This window comes from Arthrobacter sp. Y3221114 (assembly GCF_059092625.1).
Genome location: NZ_JBNHHW010000001.1, coordinates 127,788 through 144,056 on the forward strand (window position 1 = coordinate 127,788; position 16,269 = coordinate 144,056).

The 16,269-nt window shown below is 69.0% G+C and carries 16 protein-coding genes; 7 read left to right on the forward strand and 9 right to left on the reverse strand.

Translation table 11 applies throughout. The features are described 5' to 3' along the window. Positions 1 to 2 precede the first annotated feature (2 nt). Positions 3 to 1,436, reverse strand: a complete 1,434-nt coding sequence (gene sepH / locus AC5RV3_RS00535; RefSeq protein ID WP_494120518.1) for a septation protein SepH — start codon at positions 1,434 to 1,436, stop codon at positions 3 to 5. Between the two features lie 325 nt (positions 1,437 to 1,761). On the opposite strand from sepH, the gene AC5RV3_RS00540 reads away from it, so the two are divergent. Continuing rightward, the gene (locus AC5RV3_RS00540; RefSeq protein ID WP_493987423.1) at positions 1,762 to 2,064 is read left to right on the forward strand and encodes a DUF4193 domain-containing protein; all 303 of its coding nucleotides are present in this window, start codon (positions 1,762 to 1,764) and stop codon (positions 2,062 to 2,064) included. A 6-nt stretch (positions 2,065 to 2,070) separates the two neighbouring features. Here the strand turns inward: AC5RV3_RS00540 and AC5RV3_RS00545 are convergent, their stop codons facing one another. Next, a complete protein-coding gene (locus tag AC5RV3_RS00545) occupies positions 2,071 to 2,577 on the reverse strand; it encodes a DUF3093 domain-containing protein (protein WP_494120519.1) in 507 nt (168 codons plus the stop codon). A gap of 188 nt (positions 2,578 to 2,765) precedes the next feature. Between AC5RV3_RS00545 and dut the strand changes: the two genes are divergently transcribed. The 4 genes from dut (at position 2,766) to AC5RV3_RS00565 (ending at position 5,196) form a co-directional block, all read left to right on the forward strand. Continuing rightward, positions 2,766 to 3,230, forward strand: coding sequence for a dUTP diphosphatase (gene dut / locus AC5RV3_RS00550; RefSeq protein ID WP_494113707.1), 465 nt, complete (start codon positions 2,766 to 2,768; stop codon positions 3,228 to 3,230). 111 nt (positions 3,231 to 3,341) lie between these two features. Further along, a complete protein-coding gene (locus AC5RV3_RS00555) occupies positions 3,342 to 4,067 on the forward strand; it encodes a DUF3710 domain-containing protein (protein WP_494113706.1) in 726 nt (241 codons plus the stop codon). Next, positions 4,060 to 4,407, forward strand: a complete 348-nt coding sequence (locus AC5RV3_RS00560) for a single stranded DNA-binding domain-containing protein (RefSeq protein ID WP_494120520.1) — start codon at positions 4,060 to 4,062, stop codon at positions 4,405 to 4,407. The genes AC5RV3_RS00555 and AC5RV3_RS00560 overlap by 8 nt, the downstream gene beginning before the upstream one ends. Positions 4,408 to 4,410: 3 nt before the next feature. Beyond that, a complete protein-coding gene (locus AC5RV3_RS00565) occupies positions 4,411 to 5,196 on the forward strand; it encodes a DUF3159 domain-containing protein (RefSeq protein ID WP_494120521.1) in 786 nt (261 codons plus the stop codon). A 1-nt stretch (position 5,197) separates the two neighbouring features. Here the strand turns inward: AC5RV3_RS00565 and AC5RV3_RS00570 are convergent, their stop codons facing one another. The 7 genes from AC5RV3_RS00570 to AC5RV3_RS00600 form a co-directional block, all read right to left on the reverse strand. Continuing rightward, positions 5,198 to 5,878 carry a potassium channel family protein gene (locus AC5RV3_RS00570; protein ID WP_493987417.1) on the reverse strand — a complete coding sequence of 227 codons (681 nt, stop codon included), beginning with the start codon at positions 5,876 to 5,878 and terminating at the stop codon, positions 5,198 to 5,200. Continuing rightward, complete coding sequence (locus AC5RV3_RS00575; protein ID WP_493977903.1) at positions 5,875 to 6,549, reverse strand: potassium channel family protein; 675 nt, start codon at positions 6,547 to 6,549, stop codon at positions 5,875 to 5,877. Before AC5RV3_RS00575 ends, AC5RV3_RS00570 begins: the two co-directional genes overlap by 4 nt. Positions 6,550 to 6,685: 136 nt before the next feature. Then, positions 6,686 to 8,170: an FGGY-family carbohydrate kinase gene (locus AC5RV3_RS00580; RefSeq protein WP_494120522.1), complete on the reverse strand. Its 1,485-nt coding sequence runs from the start codon at positions 8,168 to 8,170 to the stop codon at positions 6,686 to 6,688. 20 nt (positions 8,171 to 8,190) lie between these two features. Next, positions 8,191 to 9,447 (reverse strand): sugar ABC transporter permease, encoded by a 1,257-nt coding sequence (locus AC5RV3_RS00585; RefSeq protein ID WP_493987414.1) that lies wholly within the window; start codon positions 9,445 to 9,447, stop codon positions 8,191 to 8,193. Continuing rightward, entirely contained in the window at positions 9,444 to 10,343 is a 900-nt protein-coding gene (locus AC5RV3_RS00590) for an ATP-binding cassette domain-containing protein (RefSeq protein WP_494112601.1), read from the reverse strand. Before AC5RV3_RS00590 ends, AC5RV3_RS00585 begins: the two co-directional genes overlap by 4 nt. Positions 10,344 to 10,457: 114 nt before the next feature. Continuing rightward, complete coding sequence (locus AC5RV3_RS00595) at positions 10,458 to 11,570, reverse strand: ABC transporter substrate-binding protein (protein ID WP_494120523.1); 1,113 nt, start codon at positions 11,568 to 11,570, stop codon at positions 10,458 to 10,460. Positions 11,571 to 11,629: 59 nt separating this feature from the next. Then, entirely contained in the window at positions 11,630 to 12,640 is a 1,011-nt protein-coding gene (locus AC5RV3_RS00600; protein WP_494120524.1) for an NAD(P)-dependent alcohol dehydrogenase, read from the reverse strand. A 218-nt stretch (positions 12,641 to 12,858) separates the two neighbouring features. Between AC5RV3_RS00600 and AC5RV3_RS00605 the strand changes: the two genes are divergently transcribed. Continuing rightward, positions 12,859 to 14,832 (forward strand): APC family permease, encoded by a 1,974-nt coding sequence (locus tag AC5RV3_RS00605; protein ID WP_494120525.1) that lies wholly within the window; start codon positions 12,859 to 12,861, stop codon positions 14,830 to 14,832. After that, positions 14,829 to 16,145 (forward strand): class I SAM-dependent RNA methyltransferase, encoded by a 1,317-nt coding sequence (locus AC5RV3_RS00610; protein WP_494120526.1) that lies wholly within the window; start codon positions 14,829 to 14,831, stop codon positions 16,143 to 16,145. Before AC5RV3_RS00605 ends, AC5RV3_RS00610 begins: the two co-directional genes overlap by 4 nt. Positions 16,146 to 16,269 lie beyond the last annotated feature (124 nt).

A 16,269-nucleotide genomic window follows, 5' to 3' on the forward strand; every position in this document is an offset into this window, starting at 1 on the left:
GGTCAGTCGTGCTTGGTGCCGAAGACGATTTCGTCCCAACTGGGAACGCTGGAGCGCTTCGGCTTGATGGCGCGCTTGGGCGGTTCCGGTGCCGGATCGGCCTGCCGGGCGTCCGTGGTTTTGGTTTCGGGGTCGGCGGCGGCCTTCGCCCCGGCCTGCGCAGTCCGGGCCTGGTCCGCGGCCGCTGCGTTGCCGTTCTCCACGGTTTTCATTGGTGCGGTGGAAGGACGCGCAAACTCGATCCGGTCGTCGGCCGTCCCTGTTTCCTCCGCGCCGCCGGTCTCGAGGCGCACGTCGTCGGCTTCGCCGGCAGAGTCTTCGTCCGCCTCCCGAACGTCGCCGCCGGTTTCCGTGGCCGGCTGGTCCCGCAGGAATCCGGGCGCGCCGGAGAGCGTGATCTCGTGCGTGTGGGTGCTGATCCCGTGCCCCAATTCCAGCGACGAGGCCGAGCCGTCGTCGTAGGCCGGAGCCAGGGTCAACGGGAAGCCGGCCCGTGGACGCGCGCCGGGGGACTCGTCGCCGGAATCGTCCGCTTCCTGGAACGATTCGCGCGGGTGGGCCGCCGGAATGGGGCCGTGGGTGAGCATCAGGGCCAGCGCGTCGTCGGCGTCTTCGTCGACGCCCAGCCGCTGGCCCCGGCGGGAGCGCAACACCTCCAGCAGCTCGTCCGACTCGGAGGACTGCTCGCCGTCCTGCCCGCCGTCCTGCTGCTCGGCCGGATCGAGGTCCGGGTCGGTCCCGGTGTCGGCTTCGAAGTCGAAGACGTGGTCGGTGACGGCCTTCAGCCGGCGTGCGGGTACCGGGCCGTCCACGGTTTCGAGTTCGCTCAGCTGCTGCGCCCACCGGTTGGCATTCTGGATGGTGCGGCGGGCTGCCTGGAAGACCCAGCGCGCGGGCGGTTCTTCCCCGATGGAGTCGGTGGCGGGGGCGGCCGGGGCGGTGAAGGACGCCACAATTTCCCAGCTGCCGTCGCTGCGGCGCCAGGAATCCCAGACCATCGACTCGGGATCGATGCCGAAGGCGTGGATCCGGTGGTCCACCATTTCACCCAGGGTGGCAGGCTCATCGCCGAAGGCCGAACGGTAACCGTCGTGGCCGGGCAGCGGGCCGGCGACTTCGACCTTGCGGGCCTGCTCGACGATGTAGTGGCGCTCCGCGAGCACCGGGCTTTCATAGCGCCGGATCCGTGCAAGGTCGAGGCCCGATTCGGCCGCGACCTCCTCGGCAGTGGCGCCTGCACGAATGCGCGCCTGGATCTCGCGGGGTGACAAACCGGCGTCCGACGGTTCGCCGGCACCGGGAGCGCGGGTGGTTGTGGGTCGGAAGACCGCTGTGCGCAAGGCTTCGTCTATGGCCAGACGGTAGTCGTCCCCACCTGCGCTCAACAGCAGATGTTCGCCATCCTCATGGACACCCACCAGCCGTAGATCCTGCATGAAAACCCTCCACCAGACGACACTTTATGCCTGAAACTCTGCCACCCATAGCGGGCTTTTCCTATTGTTTTCGCAGGTGTGGCGCGGTGTTTGTGGCCAAGGTCGCCCTGACCGGGCGCCATTTCCGAAGGCCGCCGTGGATGCCCTTCGAACCCCGCGGTTTGGCAGGCGCACGGAAATCGGCAAGAATCTTCGCGTCACGGGCACAAATCAGACGGCGAATGCGTTGAGCCTGTGCACAGATCGTCAGGCATGGGGCACGCGTCCCGGAACCGGGGGTCTGACGTGAAACTGGACTCGACCACCGGAGTGGGAGCAAACAACAATGGCCACTGACTACGACGCCCCGCGGAAGCCGGACGAAGAGACCCACGAGGAGTCCATTGAAGAGCTGAAGTCGCACCGGCGGACCGACACCCAGTCCGCCGTCGTCGACGAGGACGAGGCCGAGGCGGCCGAGGGGTTCGAGCTGCCCGGCGCCGACCTGTCCGGCGAGGAACTGCTGGTCCGCGTCCTCCCGGCCCAGCAGGACGAGTTCACCTGTGCTTCCTGCTTCCTGGTCCGCCACCGGTCGCAGGTGGCCAAGGAGAAGGACGGGCTGCTCTATTGCCGGGACTGCGAGGGGTAGCTGCGGCTAGGCCGGGTCCGGCGCGGGACGGTTCAGCGCCGCGGCGAGTTGCTGCGGCCGGCGCGTGGAGGCGATCCAGTAAGGGGTCAGGTCGGTTTCGTCGGTGATTTCGATGGTGACCACCGGATCGATCCAGCCGCGCAGGCACATGTAGGCGGTGCCGTTCAGCTTGGGGCCGCGCTGCTCGGTGGCCGCCTCGCCGGTGAAGGCCTCCACCCGGCCCACGTAGCGGCGCTCGATCTGGGCGCGGCCAACCTGCAGCATCGTATCGGTGACCAGGATCCGCGGCGTGGAAGCGATCAGCAGGACCGCCAGCAGGACGGCGGCGACGACGGCGCCAATGATGCCCGCGGTGATGCTGATCGGTGCAAGCATCACGATGACCGCGGCGGCGGTGCCGGCGGCGATGAGCCAGACCCAGAAGTTGGGCCAGAGCCGCTCATCGAAGTGGGTCACGGAAGAAGGACCGCCGGCGGGACCGGAGCCGCCTGCAGGGGTCGCGGGTTGTGTCATGGACTCAGCTTTTCACCTTTTGGCAGGCATTTCACCTTGCTCCCGGCGGGGCCCCGGAAGCCTGCCCGCCCGCGGGCGCCACGGTTGAAAAGGCGCTAGAGTGATGTGCGGAATATCTCAGCGGGCCAGGCCCTTGGCGGCCGCCATTTTCCCGCCACATCCGCAATCGCAAGGACAAACGATCACGAGTGCAGCAGACAACTGAAACGCTGACGGTCCAGCTGAAAATGCTCGACGACGGGCTGGAACCGCCCGCCTACGCCCACCCGGGGGACGCCGGGGCCGACCTGCGGAGCCGGATCGATTTCCGGATCGCTCCGGGCGAGCGCGTCCTGGTGCCGACGGGCGTGGCGCTGGCGCTGCCGCACGGGTATGTTGCCCTGGTCCATCCGCGTTCCGGGCTGGCCACCAAGCACGGACTGACCATCGTCAACGCCCCCGGCACGGTGGACGCCGGTTACCGGGGCGAAATAGCGGTCACGTTGCTGAATACCGATGCCAGTGAAACGCTCACGTTCAAGCGGGGGGACCGGATCGCGCAACTGGTCATCCAGAAGGTGGAGACGGCCGCGTTCGAACGCGTCGACGAACTCCCGGACTCGGTGCGGGGGGCCGGCGGGTTCGGATCCACCGGAGGGTTCGGCGCCGGCTAGCTCCTCGCGGCGGCGTGCCCTCGCACGTGCAGGCCTGGCCGCGGAGGCAGCATCCCCAGCGCAGACATTGAGCAACCCGGTGCAGTACCGGAGGAAGAGGAATCTCACGTTATGGCATTTGGGCGTTCCAAGAAGAAGAACCAGGACGACGGCGGAGTGCCGGAAGCCGACGCGGCCGCACCCGGCGAGGAAGCCACCCGGCCGGCGCCGGACAGCGGGCCCCGCCGCAACGGTCCCTACGACGACTCGGAGCAGGACACCGGGGACGGCTACCTGGACCTGGGTGCGCTGAAGGTCCGCCCCCGGGAGGGCCTGCAGCTGCGGCTGGAGGTGGAGGAAAAGTCCAAGCGGGTTGTCGCGGTGACCTTGGATTTGGCCGGTTCCAACTTGCAGCTCCAGGCATTTGCCGCGCCGAAATCCGAGGGGCTGTGGAAGGAAATCCGCACCCAGATCGCGAGTTCCGTGGGCTCGCAGGGCGGCACCGTCCAAGAGATCGACGGACCGATGGGGACCGAGGTGGTGGCCAAGCTGCCGGCACAGACCGCTGATGGGAAGACGGGCTTCCGGGTGGCCCGTTTCCTCGGCGTCGACGGGCCGCGCTGGTTCCTGCGCGGCGTCATCGGCGGCCCCGCGGCGCTGGACCGGGCCAAGGCCGCCGACCTCGAGGAACTCTTCCGCTCCACCGTGGTGGTCCGGGGCACGCAGCCGCTCCCGCCCAAGGACCTGCTGCAGCTCAAGATGCCCAAGGGCGTCCCGGGCCAGCCGCCGGCCGGCGCGCCGCACAACCCCGGGCTGACCGCGCCCGAGCGGGGGCCGGAGATCACCGAGATTGGCTGACCGCTCCCGCGTCCATCGCGGCGCCGCGGACAGCGCCATCGCGCGGCTGCCGGAGCGCGGCCAAGTGGCCGGCACGGGATTGGTCGAGGCGATTACCATCGCGCCGCCGGGACAGCCGCCGCGGTTTGCCGCCGTCATCACCGACGCGGGCCAGCAGGAGCCCGGCAAATCCCGCGACGGCGGGCACCCGCGGGTCCGGCTGGTCTGGCTGGGGCAGCGCCGCGTCCCCGGCATCGCGGCGGGTATCCGGCTGGCCTTCGAGGGCATGCTGTTCAGGGTGGAAGGAACCGCCACCATCTACAACCCGCGCTACGAGATCCTCAGTCCGTTGGAGAATTGACCCATGACAGACCAGCAGCCGGACTCCGGTCCGCAGCACATCGTGCCGCCGGCCGGCGCCGGGCAGCCGCCCGGCGCACGTCCGGAACCCGCGGGAGAACCAAGCAACAGGCGCCCGGACAAAGCCGAAGCACTCGCCGGCGCCTATGCCGCAAGCGCCGCGGTCCACCGTACCGACGACGGACAGATCGACGTGCTGAAGACCGTTGGCGGCGTCCGCGGGCTGGCCGAGAGCATCCTGCCGGGCGTGATCTTCCTGGTGGTCTTCACCATCGGCCGGGAGCTCGGCCCCGCGCTGATCGGGGCGCTTGCGGCCGCCGCCGCCTTCACCGTGCTGCGACTGGTGCAGCGAGGCACCGTGACGCAGGCCTTCTCCGGCCTGGTGGGGGTTGCCATCTGCGCCTTCGTCGCCAACTCCACGGGCCGGGCCGAGGACTTCTACGTCTGGGGCTTCATCACGAATGCCGCCTACATTTTGGTCATGCTGGTGTCGGTGGCCGTCAGGTGGCCGGTGCTCGGCCTGATCTTCGGGTTGATCCGCAGCGAGGGCACGGCATGGCGGAAGGAGCCGAAGCGGCTGAAGGCGTACACCATTGCCACCTGGATCGTGATGGCGGTGCTCTTGCTGCGGCTTGCGGTGCAGCTTCCCCTCTACCTGATGGGCGAGGAGGGACTGGTGGCGCTGGGCACCACCCGCCTGCTCATGGGCGTCCCGCTGTACGCGCTGGGGCTGTGGCTGGCCTGGCTGGTCTCCCGCCCGGCCTCCGTTGAGGCGAGCCGGGCCGAGTGAACTAGTCTGCCGCCGCCGTTGCGGGCCGGCCCGTCAGGACCGCCCGCAGATCGTCCTCGGCGGCGATCGTGGTGATGAAGAAGAGCTCGTCGCTGCCCTCGACCACGTCGTCAGGGCTCGGCGTGATCGGTGCGTCGTCGCGCAGGATCGCCACCACCGTCGCATCCTGCGGCCAGGCGATGGAGCCCAGCCGCTGACCGATCAACGCCGAGTCGGCGGGAACGGTGAACTCGACCATGGATGCGACGCCGCTCTGCAAAGTCAGCAGGCGCACCAGGTCGCCGATCTCCACCGCTTCCTCTACCAGGGCCGTCATCAGGCGCGGGGTGTTCACGGCAACATCCACGCCCCAGGAATCGTCGAACATCCAGTCGTTTTTGGGGTTGTTCACGCGACCCACCGTGCGGCCGACGCCGAACTCGCTCTTGGCCAGCAGCGAGACCACCAGATTCACCTTGTCGTCGCCGGTAGCCGAGACCACCACGTCGGCTTCTTCCAGCCGGGCTTCACGCAGGGTGGTGATCTCGCAGGCGTCGCCGACCAGCCAGCGGGCGCCCTTCAGCCCGCTGCGGCCGATCACCTCGGGCTTCGGATCGATCAGCAGGATGTCGTGGTTGTTCGAGAGCAGCTCGCGCGCGATCGACGATCCAACGCTGCCGGCTCCGGCAATGACCACCCTCATTCGGACTCCTCCACCGGGGGTTTGGACAGGATCCTGTCGATCTCGAACGTCGAATCCACTGCCATCATGGCGTGGACTATGTCGCCCTTCTGGTAGCGGGTGCCGCGGGCGGGCAGGATTCCCTCGCCGAAACGGGTCAGATAGGCCACCCGGGCGCCGGAGGCGGCTTCGATCTCGGCCAGTTCCCGGCCCACCCAGCCGTCGTCCAGCTGCACCTCACCCAGGATCAGGCGTCCGGAGGCCTCACGGAAATCGCCCTTGATGCCCTGTTCGGGCAGGATCCGCCGGAGCACCTGATCGGCGCTCCAGCGCACCGCGGCCACCGTGGGTATGCCGAGCCGCTGGTAGATCTCGGCGCGGCCGGGATCGTAAATGCGTGCCACGACGTGCGGCACGTGGAAGGTCTCGCGGGCCACCCGGGTGGCGAGGATATTGGAATTATCGCCGCTGGAAACGGCAGCGAAGGCGTAGGCGTTCTCGATGTCCGCGTGCCGCAGCGTGTCCCGATCGAACCCGACGCCGGTGACCTTGCGGCCGGTGAATCCCGAGCGCAGCCGCCGGAACGCCCGGTCGTCCTGGTCGATGATGGCCACGCTGTGCCCGGAGTCTTCCAGGGTGTGGGCCAGCGTCACGCCCACGCGCCCGCAGCCCATGATCACAAAGTGCGCCATCCACGTCCTTCCGGCACCCGCTGCAACAGCGGGAATCAAATGTACTGCAACCATAACGCTGAACCGGTCCATCGATGTCATGACGGGGGCAGGGGCTCGAAACAGGGCCGGCGGCTGCCGGGCAGCCCGCGGCCGCCTACCCGGCCGCGGGCTCCTGCAGGGCGGCGAGCACGTGCATGTGCTCACGGTTCGACGGGTACAGGAGCCGGTAGGTGGCGTAGAGCTTTTCGTAGAGCGGGGCGGTCGCCGGATCGGGCTTCACCGTCGCCGCCGTGCGGGCCCAGTCGGTCCCGGCGGGCACGGCCCCGGTTCCGATGGCGGCGAGCAGCGCGTCCCCGTAGCTGGCACCGATGGCCTGTTCCGGGACCAGCTGTTCGCGCCCGCTGATGTTGCTGACGATTTCCGTCCAGAGCCTGGCCTTGGTGCCGCCGCCGACGGCGACGACGCGCCGGATCGGTTCGCCGGCGTTCTCCAGGGACTCGAGGATCTGCCGGATGCCGAAGCCGATGCCCTCATACGCGGCGCGGAACAGATGGCCGCGTCCGTGCCGCAGCGACAGGCCGGTGATCAGGCCGCGGGCGTCGGGGTCGAAGACGGGCGTCCGTTCGCCGGCAAAGTAGGGCAGCAGCAGCAGCCCGTCGGATCCCGGCGGCACCGCGGCGGCCTCCGTGACGAGCTGCTCGAAGGGGACGTCGCCGAACAGCCGCTGCAGCCAGGTGGTCAGGCTCCCCGACGTCGACATCCCCGCGGCCAGCGTCAGGGACCCCGGGTCCACCCCGGCCGTGGTCCAGAGCTTGGGTTCGGCGCGGAACTCCCCGAGGACCTGGACGAAGAACATCGTGGAACCGTACATCAGCATGAGGTCGCCGGGCTGTCGGACGCCGGCGCTGAACGCCTCGGCCCAGGCGTCGACGGTGCCCGCGCAGACCGGCACGTCCTCGGGCAGCCCCGTCGCCTGGGCCGCCCGGCGGTGGACCCGGCCGCCTACTTCGGCCGGCCACGCCAGCCGGGGCTTCGGCAGGTGGCCGGCGACGGCGTCGTACCGCTCCGGATGCCACCGGTTGCCGCGAACGTCGTAGAGCGGATCGCACTGGCTGGCGGTGTGGTGGTCCAACACCAGCTCGCCGGTCAGCCTGGCCAGAATGAAGGAGTTCAGGCTGTGCCAGTTCCGGGCACGGGCGAAGACCTCCGGTTCCCGGTTGCGCAGCCAGCGGAGCTTCGGTCCCACGGCCTGGGACGACAGGACCTTGCCCGCATCGCGAAAGATCGCCTCGGCGCCGAACTCCTCCGTAAGCTCGCGGATTTCGACGACGGCGCGCGCATCGATTCCGTACAGGATCGCCGGGCGCAACGGGGCCAGGTTTTCGTCCGTGACCACCAGGCTGGGACCCATCGCGCTGACACAGACGCCGGCGACGGCCCCAGCGTCGTTCCGGGAGAAGAGCTCCCGGCACAGCCGCACCACCTCCGCCCACGCCCCGCCCTCGGCGTCGAACTCCGCCCAGCCCGGCCGCGGGTAGGCGACGTCGTGCGCGGCCGTCGCGCTGTCCAGCACCCTGCCCCCGGCGTCCGCCAGCACCGCCTTGCTGCTGCCCGTGCCGATGTCGATGCCCAGGAACATGTCGCTCCGGCGGCCGGCCACTAGGCGCGGCCGTGCGACGTGCGGGACTTGCGGGATACGGCGTCGAGGATCACGGCCAGCAGCAGCACCAGGCCCGTGATCATGTAGCGGAACGAGGACTCCAGGTTCAGCAGGGTGAGGCCGCTGGAGATGGACTGGATGACCAGGATGCCCAGCAGGGCGGAGAACGCCGAGCCCCGGCCGCCGAACAGGCTGGTCCCGCCGATCACCGCGGCGGCGATGGCGTTCAGGTTCACGTCCCCGGTGCCGCTGCTCTGCGCCGAGGCGGCCAGCCGGCCGGCGGCCAGCATGCCGCCGACGGCCGCGAACGTCGAGCACAGGACGAAGATGGACACGTAGATGCGGTTGACGGCGATGCCGGCCCGCCGGGCCGCTTCCCGGTTGCCGCCGACGGCGTAGACGGAGCGGCCCCACTGGGTCCGGGTGAACGCGTAGTGCATCGCCAGCACCAGGGCGGCGAAGAAAACGAACATCCAGCCGACGCCGCGGGCCTGGTTCAGGTACCACACCGCGAACAGCAGGATCACGGCCAGCAGGATTGTCTGCATCACGACCAGCTTCATCGGCCGCCCGGACAGGCCCGCCTTGACCCGCTGGCGGGAGAGCGTGAGCTGGCTGAGGAAGAAGCCGGCCACGCCGACGACCGCCAGCACGTACGACAGCCAGCCCGGCACGAAGGCCTGCTGGCCGAACCAGACGAGGAAGGAATCGAACGGCAGGTTGATGGTGCCCTCGACGCCGAGCACGAACAGTTGCAGGCCGAGGAAACCGAGCAGGCCGGCCAGCGTGATCACGAAGGACGGCACCCCGAACTTGGTGTAGACCAGCGAATAGACCAGTCCGATCGCGGCGCCGACCGCCATCGCGGTCAGGACCGCCAGCCCGATCGGCCAGTCCTGCTTGATGAAGGTGACGCCGACGATCGCGGCCGACAGGCCGCTGACGGAGCCGACGGACAAATCGATTTCGCCGACCAGCAGGACGCAGACGATGCCCAGCGCGATGACTCCGACGGCGGCGCTTTCCAGCAGCAGGTTGACCAGGTTGGCGCTGGAGAGGAAGAACGGGTTGAGCACCTGGAAGATGGACCAGATGACCAGCAGCCCGACGACGATGGGCAGCACGCCCAGATCGCCGCCGCGAACCCGGTTGATCCCGACCTTGACGGCGCCCTTGAAGCCCTCGGTCCGGATCAGCCGTTCATCCTGCAGGTCCGTGGCCACGGGGATGACCGGGGCGGCTGGATTCGTTGTCATGGTACGGTCCCTTCTTCCGGTGCTGCTGCCCCGGACCCCTGTTTGTCCGCGCTTCCTGCGGCTTGGCCGGGCGGCAGCGAGCCTCCGCCCGGTCCGCCCAGCCCGGCCCCCTCGGCCCCAGTGTCGCTTCCCGCCCCGCCGGCCGCGGCTGCTGCTGCCCCGGTCTGGGCGGCGCGCTGGGTCACGACGTTGTCGGTGGCGCCGGTGATCGCGGCGATCAGGTCGTCGGTCGACACGTCCTTCATCCGGAACGTGCCGTTGTTCTTCCCCAGCCGCAGCACCGCGACGCGGTCGGAGACGGCTTTGACGTCCTGCATGCTGTGGCTGATCATGATCACCGCGAGGCCGTTTTCACGCAGCCGCTCCACCAGGTTCAGCACCTCCGCCGTCTGCGCCACGCCGAGGGCTGCCGTGGGCTCGTCAAGGATGATGAGCTTGGGGCTGCCGAGCAGCGACCGGGCGATGGCGACGGTCTGGCGCTGGCCGCCGGAGAGGGAGGCTACGGCGATGCGGACCGAAGGGATCTTCGCCGAGAGCTGGCGCAGCAGCTTCCAGGACTGGACCTCCATCTCCACCTCGTTCAACCGCCACGCGCCCAGCTCCCGGCCGAGGAAGAGGTTGTCGACCACACTGAGGTTGTCGCAGAGGGCGAGGTCCTGGAACACCGTGGCGATGCCCAGCTGAATGGAATCCACCGGGGTGTGGATGGTCACGTCCCTGCCGTCGAAGTTCACGGTTCCGGCGTCCTGCGGATGCACGCCCGCGAGGATCTTGACCAGAGTCGACTTCCCGGCGCCGTTGTCACCGACCAGGGCGACGACTTCGCCGGCGTGGACGTCCAGGTCAATGTCGGTCAAGGCGGCAACGGCACCGAAGTGCTTGCTCACGCCCCGCATGGACAGGACCGGAGCGGTTGCCTCCGGCCGTTCCGCTGACACAGTGGACACTGCTTCCCCTTCCCTTACGACGGCGGTGCCGCGGTGGGCGCGGCACCGCCGGCCGCGGCTGCGCTACTTGATGCCGAGTTCGTCGCAGCCCGCCTTGTACTCACCGGTGCAGATTTCTTCAGGCTTGTAGATGCCGCCGTCGAAAATCACTTCCTTGACGTTCTCCTTGGTGACAACCGTCGGCACGAACAACGCTGACGGGGTATTGAAGAGCGTCGCGTCGGGTTCGGGGGTCTCGTCATTCAGCAGCTGGACCGCCACTTCGGCCGACTTTTCAGCGACGATCTTGATGGGCTTGGAGATCGTGTTGTACTGGTCGCCCTTGATGATCCGCTGGATCGCGGCGACCTCCGCGTCGTTGCCGGTGACCGGCGGGAACGGCGAGACGCCGGCGGCCTTCAGGGCGGCGATGGAGCCGCCGGCCGTGCCGTCGTTGGCGGCCACGATACCGGTGATGTCCTCACCGAACTGCGTGATCTGGCCGGCCACCCAGTCCTGCGCCTTCGACGGCTGCCACTCCGGGGTGTCATACGAGGCCAGGATTTCATGCTCGCTGGCCTCGACGGCCTCCTGCGCGCCTTCCTTGATCAGCTGCGCGGCCCGGTCGGTGGGGGAGCCATTGACCATCAGCACCCCTCCGGTCTCCTTGCCGTCGGCGTCCAGCTTCTTCACCAGGTCCTCGGCGATGAGGCTGCCGATCTTCTTGTTGTCGAAGGAGACGTAGAAGTCCGCCGGCGTGTCCGGGACCGGCCGGTCATAAGTGACAACCTTGATGCCCTGGCCCTTCGCGGTGTTAACCAGCGAGGCGGCAGCTGTGCTGTCCACCGGGTCCAGGACCAGGACCTCGACGCCCTGGGTGATCATGGCGTTGGCCTGCTGCTGCTGCTTGTTCGCGTCGCCGTCGGCGTTCTGGTACAGCACCTCGCAGCCGCCGCACAGCTCTTCGACCTTGGCCTTGAACAGCGGGCTGTCCTGCTGCTCGTAGCGGGTCGAGGCCCGGTCGGGCATCAGGAACGCGATCTTGCCCTCGGCCTGGCCACCGCCACCGCCTGCGGTCCCGCCTGCGGTCCCGCCGCCGCCTTCGCCGCCGCCACCGCCACCGCAGGCAGTAGTCATGCCGGCTGCGAGAAACAGGGCCGTGGTGAGGCCCAGGATTCCCCGTGTGTTCTTCTTCATCGGAACTCCTCTTACTGGTGGCGTGCCGCGTTGCCGTTCGTGCGTTCCGGCACCCGCGGTCAGAGCCGCTGGGGGTAGATCATCGCCTTGAGCGATTTGGGTTCGGTGGAGGTGTTTTCCAGTGCGGCCGCGGTCTGCGGCAGCGAAAAGCTGTGCGTGACCAGCCCCTCCAGGTTGATCCGGCCGGAGGACACCAGGTCGATGCCCAGCGGCCAGGTGTTGTTGTACCGGTTCACCATCGAGATCGTGATCTCCTTCCAATTGAGCGTGGACAGGGGCAGCGGCACCTCCTCGGTCTTGGCCAGGCCGATGACGGCCGCCCGCCCGGCCTCGCGCAACCGGCCGAGCGCGGAGGCGAGGACGCCGGTGGCGCCCGAGCATTCCAGCAGCACGTCATAGCCCCGCGCCGTGGCCGCTCCGCTTTTCTCCACCGCGAACCCGTGGTCGCGGGCGACGCCGAGCCGGTAGTCGGAGACGTCCGTGAGCGTGACGCTTCCGGCGCCGAGGGCCCGCGCCGCTTCGGCGGCAAGCAGGCCCACCGGCCCGGCGCCGGTGATCAGCACGTCGTCGCCGGCCTGGAGGTTTGCCCGCCGGCAGCCCCACAAACCCACGGACAGCGGCTCGAGCAGCGCGCCGTCCTCGTAGCTCATCGAATCCGGGATCGGGAAGTAGCAGCGCGCGTCCATGGCCAGGTACTGCAGCAGTGCGCCGTCGTAGGGCGGGGTGGCCAGGAACTCCAGGTTCGGGCAGAGGTGGTAGCGCCCCGCCCGGCACTCTTCGCAGCTGCGGTCGGGCGTGCCCGGCTCCACGGCCACCCGGTCACCGACGCGGACGTTGCCGACCCCTTCGCCGACGGCGACCACCTCGCCGGAAACCTCGTGGCCCAGAATGAACGGGCCGTCAACGACGAACGGGCCGATCTTCCCGTAGCGGTAATAGGCGACGTCGGAGCCGCAGACCCCCACGGCTTCCACCCGGATCACGGCCTGGCCCCGACCAGGCTCGGGTATCGGGCGCTCCTGAATCTCGATGCTGTTAAGGCCGGTCATCACGGCGGCGGCATTGCCCATCTAAGACTCCTTAGCGAGCAGTCACTGGGTCAATCGGCCCAGCATTGTGAATGTGATGCAGCGCACATTCACACACGCATATGCTAACCCGCGCGATGGTGCCGCGGCTATGAAATCGTCGATCGGGGTTCCTGTTGCCCCGAAGTTTCCGGCCGGCGGTCTAGACTCTAAGCCGTGAAGATCCGGACCCATTCGCTGCCTGTGTCGCCGAGCGAAACGTGCTGACATTTCTCGATGCCCTCAAGCGCGTCTTGGTGGGCAAGCCGTTCCGCAGCGAGCGGCTGAAGCAGGACGCCCTGCCGCGGCGGCTGGCAGTTCCGGTCTTCTCCGCCAACGCGCTCTCCTCGGTGGCCTACGCCCCGGACGAGATCCTGCTCACGCTGGCCCTGGCGGGGGTTGCGGCGATCGCCCTGTCGCCCTGGGTCGGACTGGCGGTCATGGTGGTGCTGCTGGTCCTGGTGGCTTCCTACCGGCAGAGCATCCATGCGTATCCGTCCGGCGGCGACTACGAGATCGCCACCAAGAACCTGGGCAAGCCGGCCGGCATTACGGTCGGTTCGGCGCTGATGCTGGACTACGTGCTGACGGTTGCGGTGTCCATGTCCTCCGCGGCGCACTATCTGGTGTCCGCCGTCCCGGCGCTTAAGGGCTGGCAGCCCGGAGCGGCCGTCGCCGGCATCGCGATCCTCGCCCTGCTCCATCTGCGGGGGCTGGGACGTGGCCGCCTCACCGTGGCGATCGCCACCTATATCTTTGTGGGCACCGTGCTGCTGATGTGCCTGGCCGGGTTCGTCCTTGACCTCAGCGGCAGTCTTGGCGAGGCTCCCAGTGCGGCGTTCGACGTCGTGCCGGAACCCGGTTTTGAGGCCGGCCTGACCGGCTTGGCCGGCGCGCTGCTGGTACTGCGGGCCTTCTCCACGGGCGCAGCGGCACTCACCGGTCTGGAGACACCGGCCAGCAACGTTCCGGCCTTCGAAAAACCGCGCGCCAAGAACGCCGGCTTTGCGCTGCTGATGCTGGGCATCTCCGCAACCGTGATCACCATGGCCGTGATGTACCTGGCCCGGGCCACCGACGTGCGGGTGGTGCAGGTCCCCGCCGACCAACTGCGGCTGGACGGCGGGCAGCTGCCGGCCGGCTACTTCCAGTCCCCGGTGCTCAGCCAGTTGGCGGAGACGGTCTTCGGCGACGGCGCCCTACTCTTCTACCTGACGGTCGCGGCCACCGCGGCGATCCTGGTGCTGGCCAGCCACTCGGCGTTCAACGCCTTCCCGCAGCTGGCATCGATCCTCGCCACCGACGGCTTCCTGCCGCGCCAGCTGCGCACCCGGGGAGACCGGCTCAGCTACAGCAACGGGGTGCTGGCCCTGGCCGCCGCGGCCGTGGTGTTGGTGCTGGTTTTCAACGCGGACGTCACCCGGCTGATCCCGCTGTACGTGATCGGCGTGATCGTTTCCTTCACCTGCAGCCAGCTGGGCATGATCCGGCACTGGTCGCGTGAAATCCGGGCCACCCCGCACCGCCCGGTGCGCCGCCGGATGGTGCGCTCGCGGTTCATCAACATGGTCGGCTTCATCCTGACCGTCACCGTGCTGGTGGTGGTACTGGTGAGCAAGTTCGTTTTCGGGGCGTGGCTGGCCGTGCTCGGCATCGTCCTGCTCGGGCTGGTCATGCTCAGCATTAACCGCCATTACGTCCAGGTCGCCCGTGAGCTCGCGATCGATCCGGACCAGCCGACCACCGCGCTGCCGTCACGGGTGCACGCGGTCATCCTGGTCTCGCACGTGCGCAAGCCGACGCTCCGGGCGCTTGCCTTCGCCCGGGCCTCGCGCCCGTCCCGGCTCGACGCGGTGGTGGTGGACCTCGACCGCGACCAGACCGAGCAGACCCTGCGCGACTGGGAGAAGCTCAACATCCCGGTTCCGATCACGGTGCTCGCCTCCCCGTACCGCGAAACCACCACACCGATCATCGACTACATCAAGAGCATCCGCCGGGACTCGCCCCGCGAACTGGTGGTGGTCTACATCCCCGAATACGTCGTGGGACGCTGGTGGGAACAGCTGGTCCACAACCAGACCGCGCTGCGCATCAAGACCCGCCTGCACTTCGAGCCCGGCGTCATGGTGGCCAGCGTGCCGTGGCAGCTGGCTTCCTCCGATTCCGTCCGCCGCTACCAGGAGCTTTCATGACCGACCCCGCACCGCAACTGATCGAACTGACCATCGGCGCTCCGGCGCACGGAGGCCACTTCGTCGCGCGGCACGACGGCCGGGTGGTGTTCGTCCGGCACGCGCTGCCCGGGGAGCGGGTGCTGGCACGCGTCACCGAAGGCGGACCGGACGCTGGCTTCTGGCGGGCGGACACCGTTGAGGTGTTGGAGGCCTCCCCCGACCGGGTGCAGCATCCCTGGGCGCCGGCGGACGCGTTGGCCGCTGCCGAAGCCGGACGGCCGGCCGTGGGCGGCGCCGAATTCGGCCACATCGGGCTGGACGCCCAGCGCCGGCTGAAAGGCCGGATCTTCGCCGAACAGCTGCAACGGCTGGCCAAACTGGAACGGCAGGTCACCGTGGAAGCCCCGGCGGGGGAGTACGACGACGGACTCGGCTGGCGCACCCGCGCCGCCTTCGGCGTGGGACAAGACGGGCGCCTGGCCATGCACGCCCACCGGTCCGACGAACTGATACCGATCCAGGAGATGCCGCTGGCCGCGGACGGCGTCAACGACCTGCGGCTGTGGGAGCTTGATCTGTCGGGGCTGGAGCGGGTGGAGGTGGCCGCGCCCGCCGACGGGAGCACTCCGCTGGTGCTGCTGGTGCCGGGCGCCGGGACAACGGCCAAACGGCTGGCCAAGATCGCCGAACGGATCGAACCCGGCGTTTCGGTTGCCGCCTGGGAGCCCAAGCCAGGGCGGCTGACCCGGTTGCGGGGGCGCACGTGGGTCGCCGAGACCAGCGGGCGGCACCAGTACCGGGTGACGGGAGACGGCTTCTGGCAGATCCACCGGCTGGCACCGGCCACGTTGACGGCTGCGGTCCTGGACGGCGTTGCGCCCGGGGCGGGGGAGCGGGTGGCCGACCTGTATGCGGGCGCCGGACTTTTCACGGCGCCGTTGGCGGACGCCGTCGGGGTCACGGGCAACGTGCTTTCCATCGAGGGCTCGCCGGCCGCCAGCAAGGACGCCCGCAAGAACCTGCACGGCTTCGGGCAGGTCGAGATCGTCCAGGGCAAGGTGGAGCGGGTGCTGCGCTCGCAGCCAGACACGATGGACGCCGTCGTCCTTGATCCGCCCCGCGCCGGCGCCGGAAAGACCGTGGTGCAGGCCGTGGCCGCCCGGAACCCCCGGGTGGTCGGCTACGTGTCTTGTGATCCGGCCTCCTTCGCCCGGGACCTGGGCTACTTCCTGCAGCTGGGCTGGAACCTCGACTCGCTGCGCGTCTTCGACCTGTACCCGCATACCCACCACATGGAATCCTTCGCCGTGCTGACTCCGGGCCGCCGCTGAGCTGGGAGCGCGTGCCCGCCCGGCCCTCCCTCGCGCCGCACCCAACCCTCCCTCACCATCCGCGGCCGCTGCACCGCGATTGTGGCTGTGAGGCAGGCCACAGGCGGCGCTCCGGTTCCTGCCA

What these genes read in the sequence shown, in the direction of transcription:
- sepH (WP_494120518.1), bottom strand. Translation starts at nt 1,436, where the DNA reads ATGCAGGATCTACGGCTGGTGGGTGTCCATGAGGATGGCGAACATCTG.
- AC5RV3_RS00580 (WP_494120522.1), bottom strand. Translation starts at nt 8,170, where the DNA reads ATGTTCCTGGGCATCGACATCGGCACGGGCAGCAGCAAGGCGGTGCTG.
- AC5RV3_RS00595 (WP_494120523.1), bottom strand. Translation starts at nt 11,570, where the DNA reads ATGAAGAAGAACACACGGGGAATCCTGGGCCTCACCACGGCCCTGTTT.
- AC5RV3_RS00585 (WP_493987414.1), bottom strand. Translation starts at nt 9,447, where the DNA reads ATGACAACGAATCCAGCCGCCCCGGTCATCCCCGTGGCCACGGACCTG.
- AC5RV3_RS00600 (WP_494120524.1), bottom strand. Translation starts at nt 12,640, where the DNA reads ATGGGCAATGCCGCCGCCGTGATGACCGGCCTTAACAGCATCGAGATT.
- AC5RV3_RS00610 (WP_494120526.1), top strand. Translation starts at nt 14,829, where the DNA reads ATGACCGACCCCGCACCGCAACTGATCGAACTGACCATCGGCGCTCCG.
- AC5RV3_RS00555 (WP_494113706.1), top strand. Translation starts at nt 3,342, where the DNA reads ATGGCATTTGGGCGTTCCAAGAAGAAGAACCAGGACGACGGCGGAGTG.
- AC5RV3_RS00545 (WP_494120519.1), bottom strand. Translation starts at nt 2,577, where the DNA reads ATGACACAACCCGCGACCCCTGCAGGCGGCTCCGGTCCCGCCGGCGGT.
- AC5RV3_RS00540 (WP_493987423.1), top strand. Translation starts at nt 1,762, where the DNA reads ATGGCCACTGACTACGACGCCCCGCGGAAGCCGGACGAAGAGACCCAC.
- AC5RV3_RS00570 (WP_493987417.1), bottom strand. Translation starts at nt 5,878, where the DNA reads ATGAGGGTGGTCATTGCCGGAGCCGGCAGCGTTGGATCGTCGATCGCG.
- AC5RV3_RS00590 (WP_494112601.1), bottom strand. Translation starts at nt 10,343, where the DNA reads ATGCGGGGCGTGAGCAAGCACTTCGGTGCCGTTGCCGCCTTGACCGAC.
- AC5RV3_RS00565 (WP_494120521.1), top strand. Translation starts at nt 4,411, where the DNA reads ATGACAGACCAGCAGCCGGACTCCGGTCCGCAGCACATCGTGCCGCCG.
- AC5RV3_RS00575 (WP_493977903.1), bottom strand. Translation starts at nt 6,549, where the DNA reads ATGGCGCACTTTGTGATCATGGGCTGCGGGCGCGTGGGCGTGACGCTG.